Source organism: Adhaeribacter soli (assembly GCF_008727925.1).
In the GTDB taxonomy this organism is placed as follows: domain Bacteria; phylum Bacteroidota; class Bacteroidia; order Cytophagales; family Hymenobacteraceae; genus Adhaeribacter_A; species Adhaeribacter_A soli.
The window spans coordinates 336156-349399 of the sequence record NZ_VTWT01000003.1; the positions used below are offsets into that span (position 1 = coordinate 336156).

Consider the following 13244-nt stretch of genomic DNA (forward strand, 5'->3'; position numbering starts at 1 on the left):
AGGCAAAAAAGTAAAACGCTTTAAATAACGTAAAGTTTAAGCAATTTGGCCGGAAAACAAGCAGCAGGGTTGCAGCTTTGCCCGGCTTGCCGTAGCTTCGGGCACCGGAATAAATTAAACTGTGGGTATGGCAGCAATGCAATGGGAAAAACTCTTCTCTAAAAAACGTTTCGAAGCACAAACCAAAGAACACGAAACCGATGAATCGGTACGGGGCGAATTTCAGCGGGACTACGACCGCATTGTTTTTTCTTCGGCCTTCCGGCGGCTGCAAAACAAAACCCAGGTTATGCCCATGCCCGAAAGCGATTTTGTGCACACCCGTCTTACGCATAGTCTGGAAGCTTCGTGCGTAGGCCGGAGTTTGGGCCGCATCGTTGGCAAAAGCATTGTAGAGAAATATCCCGAACTTTCCGGGAGTAAAAAGATCCTCGATTCCGATTTCGGCGATGCCGTAGCCGCAGCCTGCCTGGCGCATGACATCGGCAACCCGCCGTTCGGCCATTCCGGCGAAGATGCTATTTCGGCTTATTTCCAAAGTTCTGAAGCGGCGCCGTTCATGCGCTCCCTTTCCGAAGGCCAGAAAGCCGACCTGCAACGCTTCGAAGGCAACGCTGCCGGTTTCCGCATCCTCACGCACACCTACCCGGCCCAGTGCGACATGGCCGGCGGCTTGCGCCTGACCTACACCACGCTGGCCACCTTCACCAAATACCCGAAAGAAAGCGTGCCGCATTTTCCGGGTTCCCGGTTTTGCAGCGAAAAGAAGTACGGTTTTTTTCAGTCCGAAAAGGAGCGTTTCAACAACATTGCTGCTGAACTCGGTTTGCTCCGGAAAAGCAGCGAATCGGGCGTGTTCTTTCACCGCCACCCGCTGGCCTTCTTAGTGGAAGCTGCCGACGACATCTGCTACCGCATCGTGGATTTTGAAGACGGCTGCAAACTGGGCTTGATTCCGGCCACAGAAGGCAAAGCCTTGCTGAAAGAACTGCTGGAAGAACCGCCCGGCAAAGTATCGCGCATTCATTTCTCCGACTGGCGCGAAGAGATCGGTTTCCTGCGGGCGCGCATTATCGGGAAGCTGATCGCCGAAGCCGCCGAAGTATTTTTGCTCGAAGAAGAAGCCATTTTAGGCGGCCGTTTCGATAAAGCCCTGATCGGGGAATTAAGCTGCAAACCGGCCCTCGACGAAATTAAAAAGCTTTCCATTCAGAAGATATACAAGAACCGGCCGGTACTGGAAATTGAAGCGGCCGGTTTCGAAGTACTGGGCGGTTTGCTCGATGCCTTTCTGAAAGCCGTATTTTATCCTCAGGAAAAGCGCCACCAGAAACTCCTCGATCTCATTCCGGACCAGTTCTTAGGTTTGAACCGCGAGCTAAGCTCCTCCGACTACGAAAAGATCCTCAACATTACCGATTTCATTTCGGGCCTCACCGACCAGGCGGCTATTACGTTGTACCGGAAAATTAAAGGAATTTCGCTGCCGAAGATGTACTAAGTAAAAAGGCATTGGTATCTGGATATTAGTATCTAAACTGAAAATGCCCAAGACTTTGTGATTCAGTAGATTATATGATCGTGTTCTCCATAAAGCGATGCGATTATTTTTATCTTGCTACTTCATTTAAAAGCGGCTGCGTTTTTCTTTTGTAAAAGGCCTGAAGGCGCTATGGCAGCGCTCAGGCGTTTATTTGGCCTTTCGGATCGCCTCATCCAGTTGCCGGGCCTTTTCCAGGTGCCTTTCCACCACAGGTAAAGTTCTGCCGGCAAAAGTCCTTACTTCCGGATCGAATTCTTCATCTTTGGCGGCCCTCCGGAAATGGTCGGTGTCCTTTCGATGATCTTTCACCATCATGCTGATATATTCTTTGTCGAATTCAGGGCCGCTGAGTTTGCTTAACTTATTAATGTACTTCTGATCTTCGTTTCCCACGGTGGTGGGCAGAGCTATATTTTTTGCCGCCGCAATTTCCTTGAGCTCCTGGTTTGCTTTGGTGTGGTCGTTCACCATGCTTTTGCCGAAGGCTTTTACGCCTACATTAGAGCCGAGCTTTTCTGCCAGCCTGCCGGCCTCCACTTCCATCATGTTGGCGCTGGCCGCGCGTACCATAAACGCTACCTGATCTTCCCGCACTACGTTCATAGTAGAATCGTTTTCGCGGGCCTTGTTTTCTTCTTCGGCTATTTCTATGCTATCTTTCCGCATGGCCGCTTTTTCGCAACCAGCATTCAGCAATAAAGAAACTACAAGCAAGCCGGCCGGAATACATCTTTTCATAGGTAATTAAATAAGTGTGAAACCCTGTTTAAAAACTACGCTTCCGGTTGCGGGCAGTTCGGGGTAAAGGGCAAGCCTGTAATTTCTCCGGGCTGAACGGACGGGAAAGGAAGTTAAGTAAAAGGACACTGGTATCAGGATATTAGTATCAGGACTGAAAACTATCTTAAAAAAACCTGTCATGTTGAGCGCTAGCGAAACAACTCGTCGGCTACTGGTAAATCCGTTAAATCTGGCTTTTGTGCTGAGAGCCAGCGAGGTCCTTCGCTATCTTTACCCATGACATAATTAGAAACTACAAAAAATATTGCGTCATCCTGAGCACAGCGAAGGACCTCGTTGGCTCTCAGTAAAGGGCATACTACTATATTCCGACAAGGTCCTTCGCTATCGCTCCCCGGAATGCTCCGGGACAGGCACGATGATAGTTTTTTGTGATTGCTTCTAAAAACCAAATTCTGTTCAGTGGAAGGGGTAATCAGGTTCTGACCGGTTTCCTTTAAAATAATCAGGCAGAATTTCATTGCCGGGGAAAACGGTAGTTCTGAGTTGGAATTACCGAATGCACGCACTGGCACGTTTAAAAAAAGCAGAAGCGTCTCCGGCGGCTACCCGGAGACGCTTCTGCTTTTGAGAGCGCTTTACGAATGGAACGGACTGAAACTGCCTATTTGGTATTCTTTACCATGTCGTTTACCTTACGGGCGCGCTCCAGGTGTTTTTCCAGTACCGTCAACGTCTTCGTGGCAAAAGCTTTCACGTCGGGATCGGTTTCGGTGTCCTGAGCAGCCTTTCGGAAGTTATCTACATCTTCCTGGTGATCATCCACCATCAGGCGCATGTATTCCCGGTCGAATTCCGCTCCCTTGAGGCCGCTCAGCTTGTCGATGTGTTTCTGGTGTTCTTCTCCTACCGAGGCCGGCAGCGTTACATTTTTAGCGGCCGCCAGTTTCTTTAGTTCCTCGTTGGCTTTGGTGTGGTCGGTGACCATCATTTTGCCGAAAGCTTTCACCTCGGCATGTGAAGCCTGCTTTTCGGCCATCCGGCCCAGCGCTACTTCCATCATGCCGCCGCTGGCCGCTTCGATCATAAAAGTGGCCTGATCGATTTTTTCATCGCCTCTGGCGGTGCTGTCCATCCGTTCTTCGGTTCTTTCTTCTGCTACTTTCACGCTGTCTTCCTTTTTGGCGTTTCTTTCACAGGCAAGGCTGAACAGCAGGGCGAAACTCAGCAGGCCGGTTGTAATTGTTTGTTTCATAATATTTTAACTTAAAGAATAACATTGTTTTAAGTTACGGACATATCGCTACTTGGTTTGCCGGAAAAAGATGTCCTTACTTCTTCTTCCGGCGGGTTGGCAAATGAAAAGCAGCTCTGATAACCGTTGCGATAGCATTTTGTTTTTCAAACGGGTTTTTGGTGGATTTTTGAAGCTTTTTTTAATAACAGCACCAGCCAAAACGGTTTATTGCTGAAGGGTCTTATACCTTATATATAAAGAAAAGGCGCACCCTCAGAATAGCTTCCCCTGAACTTCCTGAGGCAGCGGTTTGCACAAATAACTCAGGTCTAAATGGCAGATCTTGTCCAGCTCTTCAATTAAATACCGGATAAGCGTAGGCGCGTGCTCGATGTGGTGCTGGTGCATAAAGAAGTAAACCGTTTGCAGGCCTTCCTGAAACCAGTACTTAAAGCGCTTCACCCAGGCATTCACGCGGGTATAATCCGTAGGGTGCAAGGAATAGCCGTTGAAGCGGAAGAAAACCGTGGGCGTGGTCAGGCGCATGTGCAGCACGTCGCGGCGGCCGGCGGTATCGGTAAGCACGGTGCTTACGCGGCAGGCTTCCAGTAAGGCAAAGGCTTCGCGACCGGCTTCAAAATCGGTAAACCAGTCCGGATGGCGGAATTCTACGGCTAAAGGCAGGGCTTCCGGCAAGCTCAGCAGGTAGTGCTCTAAAATCGGTAGCTTTTTCGGCCCGAAAGTCGGCGGCAATTGCAGAAAGCTTACGCCCAGGTTTTCTTCCAGGCACAGAATAGCGGAGCAAAAGGCATCGGTCAGGTCGGCGGTATTTACTAACTGGTGTTCGTGGCTTATAACTTGCGGGAATTTCGGGCAGAACTTAAACTCCGGAGTAACGGCTTCGCGCCACCGCTTGATGGTTGCTTCGTCCGGGATGCGGTAATGGGTGGTGTTGAGCTCGATGGTGTTGAACTGCCGGGCGTAGTGGTGCAGGAAGTCTTTTTCGGGAGCTTTGGCCGGGTAATAAGTGCCCCGCCAAGGCTTGTTGTGCCAGACCGGGCATCCTAGGAAAACGGTTGGTCTCCGGCTTACGTCGCGAGCGTTGGAGTGAAGTTGCCGGAGCGTATCGGGATGATCGGGTGGCAGCCGGAAATCGACCGCGCTTAAATCGGGTAAATAACCAAAATCCATGAGGCAGTTTTCGGAATTACGTCCGGAGTTTTCGTAAAATAAGCAGAATTGGTGTGTCCCGAAGAAAAAAAAGTAAAAATTTTTCAAGTTTTTTTTGACAAATTTTCATGTGTATCGTGTTTTGTACATCGCACCGATAAATGTACCTCTCCGCGGCGTATGGAAATATTTTTTTTGAATTATAACGTTTATAAAGGCGCGTTTTAAAAGTGCATATCCCCTCTCAGGTTCTCCGGATCAAGCGCTTGTAGGGCTTCTAAATTAGTTTTTTAAAAAATGGTTTGTAGATTTGTGGTTCACCAATAAAGGAACACATGAATTTATGCAGACTAAATTATGTTTTCAGCTTTATTTTAACCCTGCTCTTCGCGCTGAATTTGTCAGCGTTTGCCTCCGGAACCGGTAAAACCCAGACCGGAACTGCCTCCTGGTACGGTTCGAAATACCACGGCAAGAGAAGCAGCAGCGGAGAAATTTACAACAAAAACAAAATGACGGCCGCGCACCCTTCCCTGCCTTTCGGTACGGAAGTAAAAGTGACCAACCTGTCGAATAACCAGGTAGTAGTTGTGCGCATCACCGACCGCGGCCCTTTCAGCAAGTACCGCATTATCGATCTGTCGGAAGCGGCGGCCCGTAAAATTGGCATGATCCGGAGCGGCACCGCCAAAGTTACCATGGAGATCCTTTCCAAACCGGAATCGGAAGTGCCGCCTACCGTAGCGCTGGCCGATTCGGTGGCTTCGGATGTGTACTTCGTGATCCAGGCCGGTTCATTTTCCGACTTTAAAAATGCGGAACTGCAATCGGAAAAGATCAAAACCCTGCAGGCCGACCTGCCGGTTATCTTAACCAAAGAAACGGTAGGCGGGAAAACCATTCACCGGGTACTGGCTGGCCGCTTTTCCGACCGCCAGGTAGCAGACCGGATAAAGCAGAATTTAGACAAAGCCGGGATCCCGACGCTGGTGCGCCAGGGTAACGGTTAAAAGATTTTATTGCCCCTTTAATCTTATTAGCCTGCAAACTTCTGGTATGCAGGCTTTTCCCTTTTCAACTGAAAGCTATTTATGTAAAGATGGGGGTTTGGCTGAGAATCGCATTTGCTTGACGGGATTTGTAATTTGCTTGACGGGATTTGTAATCCCGTCTTAACCGAGCCGTGGGATTTGTAATTCTACTTTTCTAAAATTAACTTGACTATGTGCTAAGTCGGTTGAAGTTCAAACTTAGCTGAAAACCTTCCGGCCAGTTATGGATTTGCAGCCCAAATGCCAAAATCCTTATCTTTGAGCATGAACCGACTTTTTTATGCTTTTCTGCTACTGTTTGCCCTTCTGGGTTGCCATAAGGAGTCTACGCCGGAAGAACAGAAAGAATTGCGGCGGCAGCTGGAAGCGGAAGTGCCCAAAGACAAGGTGCGCGAATTCCTGACCGAGTACGGCAAAGAAAACCCCGAAACGGAAGTGCTGATCTCCACAAGCCTGGGCAAAATGAAAGTAAAGCTGTACGAAGATACGCCCCTGCACCGCGCCAACTTCATACGGCTCGTTAAGGGCGGCTACTACGACAATACGGTTTTCTATCGCATTCTTCGGGGCTTTATGATCCAGGGCGGCCACGGCAACGAGCTGGAAAATACCCCCGATCTTTATACCGTTCCGGTCGAAATAAAACGCCACCATTTTCATAAGAAAGGCGCTCTGGCCATGGCCCGCTACGACGACAAGGTAAACCCCACCAAAGCATCTTCGGCCCATAATTTCTACCTGGTGCAGGGCACGCCCGTAAGCATTCCGGAACTCGAAGACATTGCTCAGGAAAAAGGCCTCACCTTAACCCCCGAACAACGAAAACTATACCCCGAAATCGGCGGCGCGCCCACGCTCGACGAACAATACACCGTTTTCGGCGAAATAACCGAAGGCCTTCCCGTACTCGATAAAATTGCCAACTATCCCGTGAATACTGAAGATCGCCCCCTAAAACCGATCTATGTAACCATGAAAGTGCTGGATTGATTTTTAAGGGAAGAAAGAGGAAAGATAAAGCAAGTAGGACTTTTTTAGCTGAAATTATAGCGTTTTAAGTAGTGGCGCCTTAATTAGAGCTACGAAGAAGTCCCCCTTTGGAGGGGGCAAGGGGGAGGATTTTACTTTATTTGATTTTCAAAAATGATCAGATAAATCTCCTGTCCTCCCCCCTTACCCCCTCCAAAGGGGGACTTAAGAAAACGGGTTTTTCAGGTAAAACCATAGCGTTTTGCTGGTAAAAACAGCACATTAACACATTAAAAAATTAGTACATTAACCCACATGAACCGCATTACCGAACTTTTCAAGATAGAATTACCCATTATTCAGGCCGGCATGATCTGGTGCAGCGGCTGGGAGCTGGCTTCGGCGGTGAGTAACGCCGGTGGCTTGGGCCTGATCGGCGCCGGCTCCATGTACCCGGACGTGTTGCGCACGCACATTCAGAAATGCAAGGAAACTACTTCCAAACCTTTCGGCGTAAACGTGCCGCTGTTGTACCCCGATATTGAAAAGCACATGGAGGTAATTATGGAAGAAGGCGTAAAGATCGTTTTCACTTCCGCCGGCAACCCGAAAACCTGGACCAAAACCCTGCAGGCGCACGGTATTACGGTAGTGCACGTGGTTAGCAACGTGAAATTTGCGAAGAAGTGCGAAGAAGCAGGGGTAGATGCCATCGTAGCCGAAGGCTTTGAAGCCGGCGGGCACAACGGCCGCGAAGAAACCACTACGTTCTGTTTGATACCCTTGGTACGCCAGGCCGTGAAGCTTCCTTTAATTGCGGCCGGCGGGATTGGTACGGGTCGCGGTATTTTCGGTGCCTTGGCTTTGGGGGCAGAAGGCGTGCAGGTAGGTAGCCGGTTTGTAGCCAGCGAAGAATCTTCGGCGCACGAACATTTTAAAGCCAAAGTAATAGAAGCCGGCGAAGGCGATACCGAACTATCGTTAAAGCAACTCACGCCGGTGCGCCTGCTCAAGAATAAATTCTACCAGGAAGTAAAAGCTGCCGAAATGCGCGGCGCTACCGCTGCTGAACTGGAACAGCTTTTAGGCAGTCGCCGGAGCAAACGCGGCATGTTCGAAGGCGATCTGGAAGAAGGCGAACTGGAGATCGGGCAAATTGCAGCCGCGGTTACCAGAATTCAGCCGGCCGGGGAGATTGTCCGGGAAATGTGGGCGGAGTTCTTGGAGGCGAAGGCGGATTTTTGTAAGATGCAGTTCTAAAACAAAACTTTGTCATCCTGAGCGGTAGCGAAGGACCTTGTCGGCCAACAGCAGAAAGGCCAGAAATAACGGGCACTATTAGCCGACGAGTTGTTTCGCTATCGCTCAACATGACCGCTTAAAATGTGCGTTAGCGGTGGCACTTAAAATCTTCTTAGCATCTTCAGATATTCCTTCTCAGAATTTACCGTTCCGCACTTGATCATCTCACCGTTCTTGTAAATAGCTACAAAAGGCACTTCGCGCTGTTTAACCAGGTTTTCGGCAATGGTGCCCGGCTGGGCCAGCATTAAACCAAACTTTATGTGCTGGTAGGCAGGCTCCTGAGAAAGTTCTTCATAAACCGGCAGCAGATCCTCGCACCCTTCGCATTCCTGTTCCAGGTAATACGTAATAATGGCTTGTTCGCTGCCTTCGAAGAAAGCGGTTAATTCCTGTTCGTTGTTTATGGTGGTCATGGGTAGGTTTCTTTCAGGTATTATAGTTTTGCTGTATTCCGGCTTTTTATAAGAAGTAAGCTAATTCCCCAAATGCCGTAAATACAACTCGGCGCAAGCCAGCGCATCGCTCAACGCATCGTGGTGGTTCAGTTTAATTTTATGTTCCCGGCACAATTCAGCCAGGCCTTTTTTGTAAATCTTCAGGGTGCAGGCCTGTTGGTAATCCGGGTGCGTAAGGCTGTAGTAATCCAACGTTTGGCGGAGGCAGCTGAAATCGAAGGCACCGTTGTGAGCTACTACCGTCTGGTTCTGAATGAAAGGCTGGAGTTCCGGCCATAAAGCGGCAAAAGCCGGGGCATTCCGGGTGTGGTGCGGCGCAATGCCGTGGATGCCGGTGTTCATGGGGTGGTAGAAATTATCGGGCGGACAGACCAGTTTGTTCAGTTGTTCGGTTACCCGACCGTTTTCTACCCGTACCAGACCAACCTGGCAGATGCTCCAGCGCTTGCCCTGGGCGGTTTCAAAGTCTATTGCAGTAAACGTATGGCTCATAAGTTGTCTTAATTTTCAACGAACAAAAAGCCCTGCAAACTGCAGGGCTTTCTTAATTCAAAAACGGTAAGATTCAGGGCAAGAAAGTCTTTCTTCCTTCGTCTTTTATCTTTCTTCCAAACTACTGTTTACCGGTGTGCGTCTGGATAATGGTACGCAGCCACTTCAGCATGGCAAAGATCGCCAGGGCGGCCAGTAAAGCGCCGGCACAGTTCACCATGAAGAAGTATTGCTTGTCGTCGTATTTATCCCAGAGGCTGGCCAGTACGCCGGAAAGTTTGTTACCGATGGAAGTAGACAGGAACCAACCGCCCATCATCAGCGCCGTTAAGCGCGGCGGGCTCAGTTTCGATACCAATGATAAACCCATCGGGCTCAGGCAAAGCTCCCCAACCGTAATTACCGCGTAGGTGCCCACCAGCCACCAGGCCGAGCTTTTGTCCATGCCGTTGTCGGCTGCGAACACGGCGCCTACCATGATAAGCGTAGAAGCAGCAGTAATTAATAAACCAAGGCCAATTTTAGCCGGGGTAGAAGGTTCGGCTTTTTTGCGGCGAAGGAAGGCGAAAAACGCTACCACTACCGGCGTTAAAAGTACTACGAAGAACGGGTTCACGCTCTGGAAAAGCTCCGGCGAGATCAGCGGCTGCTCTTCGCCGGCGGCCGGCCACTCTTCTTTCGGCAGGTTGTTCAGGTACGGGTCTACGCCTTCTTTGGTAACTACTTTGCCGCTGGCATCGGTAGTCGTGCGGAAGTTCTGGTCGTAAGCTTCTACGGTGCGGGTAGTATTATCTACGTACTGCACCATGCCCAGAGCCTGAGCCGGTTTTTCCAGGCTTTCCGGCAGGCTGCGGTCGGTGTAGTATTGGGCCCAGGTAGTTAAAGCGGTACCGTTCTGTTTAAAGATGGCCCAGAAAATAACCACCACCGCAAAAATTGCCAGCATGGCCGCGATCGGGCTTTTATCTTCTTTAGAAGCTTTGGCCCACAACGAAACGTAGAAGAAAACAATTGGCAGGGAACCGAACAGGAACGCATCGGTAGAGTCGGAGCCGAAAACGTTACCCGGAATAAAGAACCAGGCTGCTATACCCGCCAGTAAGGCCGGAAGAATTACAATGGCCAGAATGCGGTTAATGCTCATGTCGTTGGCCTGCACCGGCTTCAGCACATCTACGTGTTTGTAATGCTTGTTGCCCATCCAGAAGATCAGTACGCCAATGAACATCCCGATGCCGGCTGCAGCAAAAGCATAGCCCCAGCCGTAGTTGTTCCGCATGTAAGAGGCAATGAACGGCGCCGCAAAAGCTCCGACGTTAATACCCATGTAAAAAATATTGTAACCGGAGTCCTTTTGGTCGGCATACTGGGGTTCAGAATATAAATTACCTAAAAGCGTAGAAATATTCGGTTTAAAAAAGCCGTTACCGACAATGATAAGACCCAGCGAGCCGAACAGGGCTAAGTTGCCCGGTAAAGCGAGTCCGCAATAACCCAGCGCCATCAGAAGGCCACCCATGGAAATCGCTTTGCGGTAACCCATCTTTCTATCTGCCAGCAAACCGCCGATAAAAGGCGTTAAATAAACCAGCGCGATAAACGTTCCGAAAATATCCGAAGCCTCCGATTTTGGCAAAGCCAGTCCCCCGTTCTGGGCATCGATCATGTACAGGAAGAAGATCGCCAGCATGAGGTAAAAGCCGAAGCGTTCCCACATTTCGGAGAAGAACAGGTAGTAAAGCCCCTTGGGGTGTTTGGAGGTTTTGGTGCCCGGCGCCGTATCGGTGCCCTGCGGAGATTGCGTAATTGCCATAAAAAGTACTGGAAGTGTGTTTTCTGAACGTTGAAAATACGGTTTTCTGTACAAAGTGCCAAACCTGCCGGAGAAATGGTGTATTTTCAGGAAGAAAGCTACTCTATAGGCCGCTCTCTAAATCAAGGTGCCAATGTGAAGTAAAAACCTCCATTAATATTAAGTTTTTCAGAATACGGAATTTTGTGAAAAGAATAAACTGCCTGGAGTTGTACTTTTGTTTGCTTCCAGCCGCCCCGGATAGTTATTGCGGGTTCAAAAACCAGGAAATGGTCTTCTTGAAAATCATTAAGAATGAGGCGTTCGTTGTTTTCTAAAATCGGATATCCATAAATATCAGTAATATATTTTTTGCCGTCATATAAGTCCGGATACTTAATTAACACAATCCTGGGTGAAAAAGCGATGTCTACCTTATTAGAGGTATATCCAAAATTAGGCTGAAAATATATCTTTTTTAAATCGATGGAAAACGGGTTGTCTGTTCGTTTATTTACCACCTTCCCGGTTCCGGCTCCAATGTAGGTTTCGAATACTAAATTCTTGCCCAGAGTAGCAAAGTAACCAGTTCCGGCTTCCAGCAAATAACCATATCCCCGAGGTGAATTGTCTGGAGTTAAGCCGGAAAGGTAAGTACCATTTGCAATTACCCCAAAATGGTTTGCAAAAGCATAGCCAACTTGGGCCTGAGGTCCGGAAAGATCCGCCGTGCATGCTAAGGATAAATTTGCACTTACTTCATTTTTTTCCTGAAAGAGAGGGACGTTTATTCCAGTTGGAGCGTAATACTTTGGAACACAGGCAGGAAATAAAAATAAGCCAAGCGTAAGCACTGTCATAATTAACTTTATTTGTGTCATAAAAGCCTGATTTTGGATATGCTTTTAAAGTTTAAACAGTAGCATAAGGTAATAAGAAAATCGAAATAACAAAAGGTTTAAAAGGTGTTGGTTCAGAATGAAATCACTTTAACACAGGTTTTTTTTAAATTCAGCTTTTTAAGCTTGAAGAGAGTTCAGATAGAGAAGAAGGGAAGCGCTAAACAAACAGCATTAAACTTCCCCCGATAACCAAGCCTGTGAATAAACCGGCGTACACCTGGGCGGGCGTGTGTTCGTTCAGCGCCAGCCTTGCCGATAATACCGCGCCGGCCACCAGCACAAACAGAATAATGAGGTAAAGCAAGCCGCTTTCCGGCAGCAAGTGATTCAGCAGGGCGAGTAAACCCAGCAACCCGCCGAGGCCTACGCCGTGCGCACTGATCTTCCAGAAAAGCGAAACAAGGTACGTGGCAAATACCGAAAGCGTGATGAGCAGCATCAGGTAATAAAAAAGCTCGCTGAAGCCAAGATTCCGCTGGAAAAAATAAGTAACTGTCGCGTAGCAAAACGAAGTGAAAAGCAACGGAAACCTTCTTTGTACCCGGTCGCCGAGCTCCAGGGAGTTAACCAGGCCGTAGCGGAACATGGCGTAAGTACCGATGCCCGGAACCAGGAACGTGCCGAAAAAGATGAACGTGAGCAGGATCCAGCGTTTATCCAGGGGAAAGGTAAGCGCCGATTCCGGCAGCCAGTAAAGCACCAGGTAAAACAGATACGTGGGCATCAGCAGCGGGTGAAAAAGTACAGACAGAAACCGGGCCAGTGCAGCGTTCACGTAGATGGGGAGAAACTAAAATATTTCTCAAAATTATGCATTGCCCCCCAATACCACAACCCGAATTAAACAACGGTAGCTTTTTCTTTCGCAAACCCGGGCTTCGGTGGAGTTAACTGTAGTTTCTGCCGCCATTGCATTGTTGAACGTGCTATTAAAACGGTGCCGATCAAGGTCGGACCAATCCATATGAGCCACTGCTGCCCGATCTGCACGTTATTCACCAGGAAACCCGTAACGGTAGAAATGTAAGCCCCGCCCATCATGCCGATGTGTTTCAGCAGCCAGGCTTTATTGCCCGGCCTGAAAAGATCCGGCTTCCGGAAAGAGATCAGGTCGCCTGCACTGCTGCCCAGAAGGACCAAGCCGAAAACAGCCAGCACCGGCACAAATAGTTTGCCGGAGATTAATATTTGAGCTATCGGAAAGCCGATCATGAGCAGGCCGGTTAGCAAACCGGCTAAGGAAGGAAGTTTGTCCTGCAGGCCGGGCGTGTAGGTTTCGCGGAGCCGGAAGTAGAAAAGGGCACGCTTGCCGGTGTAGGTTAAGTAAAGCGCAAAAACACCAATAGCCAGTAAGGACGGATTGAACTTTAAGGAGCTTAGCAACAAGGCCGAAAGGGCTACGGCGTACATGGAAAGCTCGTAGGTGCGGCCGGAGCGGTTGTGGTTTTTGCGGCCTTTGGCGGCGAAGATGGCAAGCAGTCCGCTACCTAAGGCTACGGTGCCGGCCAGAATGTGAAATAGAAGAATTGCTTTGTACATGGTGCGTAAATTTTTTCTACAAACTTACGGCAGGGGTAAAGCGGGGT

At 49.1% G+C, this 13244-nt stretch carries 13 protein-coding genes; 4 read left to right on the top strand and 9 right to left on the bottom strand.

The features are described from left to right. The first annotated feature begins 127 nt into the window (after positions 1-127). Positions 128-1501, top strand: coding sequence for a deoxyguanosinetriphosphate triphosphohydrolase (locus tag F0P94_RS07530; RefSeq protein WP_317133059.1), 1374 nt, complete (start codon positions 128-130; stop codon positions 1499-1501). Positions 1502-1690: 189 nt separating this feature from the next. Here the strand turns inward: F0P94_RS07530 and F0P94_RS07535 are convergent, their stop codons facing one another. The 3 genes from F0P94_RS07535 to F0P94_RS07545 all read right to left on the bottom strand — a co-directional run bounded on the left by F0P94_RS07535 (position 1691) and on the right by F0P94_RS07545 (position 4712). Beyond that, on the bottom strand, positions 1691-2281 hold the full coding sequence (locus F0P94_RS07535) for a DUF4142 domain-containing protein (protein WP_150903263.1): 591 nt from the start codon (positions 2279-2281) through the stop codon (positions 1691-1693). 667 nt (positions 2282-2948) lie between these two features. Beyond that, a complete protein-coding gene (locus tag F0P94_RS07540) occupies positions 2949-3539 on the bottom strand; it encodes a DUF4142 domain-containing protein (protein WP_150903264.1) in 591 nt (196 codons plus the stop codon). Positions 3540-3794: 255 nt separating this feature from the next. Beyond that, on the bottom strand, positions 3795-4712 hold the full coding sequence (locus F0P94_RS07545) for a DUF72 domain-containing protein (protein ID WP_150903265.1): 918 nt from the start codon (positions 4710-4712) through the stop codon (positions 3795-3797). Positions 4713-5026: 314 nt separating this feature from the next. Between F0P94_RS07545 and F0P94_RS07550 the strand changes: the two genes are divergently transcribed. From F0P94_RS07550 to F0P94_RS07560, 3 genes are all read left to right on the top strand, one after another. Next, a complete protein-coding gene (locus F0P94_RS07550) occupies positions 5027-5701 on the top strand; it encodes a septal ring lytic transglycosylase RlpA family protein (RefSeq protein ID WP_150903266.1) in 675 nt (224 codons plus the stop codon). 306 nt (positions 5702-6007) lie between these two features. Then, complete coding sequence (locus F0P94_RS07555; protein WP_191906963.1) at positions 6008-6733, top strand: peptidylprolyl isomerase; 726 nt, start codon at positions 6008-6010, stop codon at positions 6731-6733. A gap of 294 nt (positions 6734-7027) precedes the next feature. After that, a complete protein-coding gene (locus F0P94_RS07560; RefSeq protein ID WP_150903268.1) occupies positions 7028-7972 on the top strand; it encodes an NAD(P)H-dependent flavin oxidoreductase in 945 nt (314 codons plus the stop codon). 143 nt (positions 7973-8115) lie between these two features. Here the strand turns inward: F0P94_RS07560 and F0P94_RS07565 are convergent, their stop codons facing one another. The 6 genes from F0P94_RS07565 to F0P94_RS07590 all read right to left on the bottom strand — a co-directional run bounded on the left by F0P94_RS07565 (position 8116) and on the right by F0P94_RS07590 (position 13197). Continuing rightward, a complete protein-coding gene (locus F0P94_RS07565) occupies positions 8116-8430 on the bottom strand; it encodes a thioredoxin domain-containing protein (protein ID WP_150903269.1) in 315 nt (104 codons plus the stop codon). A gap of 60 nt (positions 8431-8490) precedes the next feature. Beyond that, the gene (locus F0P94_RS07570; protein ID WP_150903270.1) at positions 8491-8964 is read right to left on the bottom strand and encodes a 3'-5' exonuclease; all 474 of its coding nucleotides are present in this window, start codon (positions 8962-8964) and stop codon (positions 8491-8493) included. 121 nt (positions 8965-9085) lie between these two features. Continuing rightward, positions 9086-10777: a peptide MFS transporter gene (locus tag F0P94_RS07575; RefSeq protein WP_150903271.1), complete on the bottom strand. Its 1692-nt coding sequence runs from the start codon at positions 10775-10777 to the stop codon at positions 9086-9088. A gap of 122 nt (positions 10778-10899) precedes the next feature. Continuing rightward, positions 10900-11637: a hypothetical protein gene (locus F0P94_RS07580; protein WP_150903272.1), complete on the bottom strand. Its 738-nt coding sequence runs from the start codon at positions 11635-11637 to the stop codon at positions 10900-10902. Positions 11638-11815: 178 nt separating this feature from the next. Beyond that, a complete protein-coding gene (locus F0P94_RS07585) occupies positions 11816-12382 on the bottom strand; it encodes a hypothetical protein (RefSeq protein ID WP_225307148.1) in 567 nt (188 codons plus the stop codon). A gap of 116 nt (positions 12383-12498) precedes the next feature. Further along, positions 12499-13197, bottom strand: coding sequence for a hypothetical protein (locus F0P94_RS07590; RefSeq protein WP_150903274.1), 699 nt, complete (start codon positions 13195-13197; stop codon positions 12499-12501). Positions 13198-13244 lie beyond the last annotated feature (47 nt).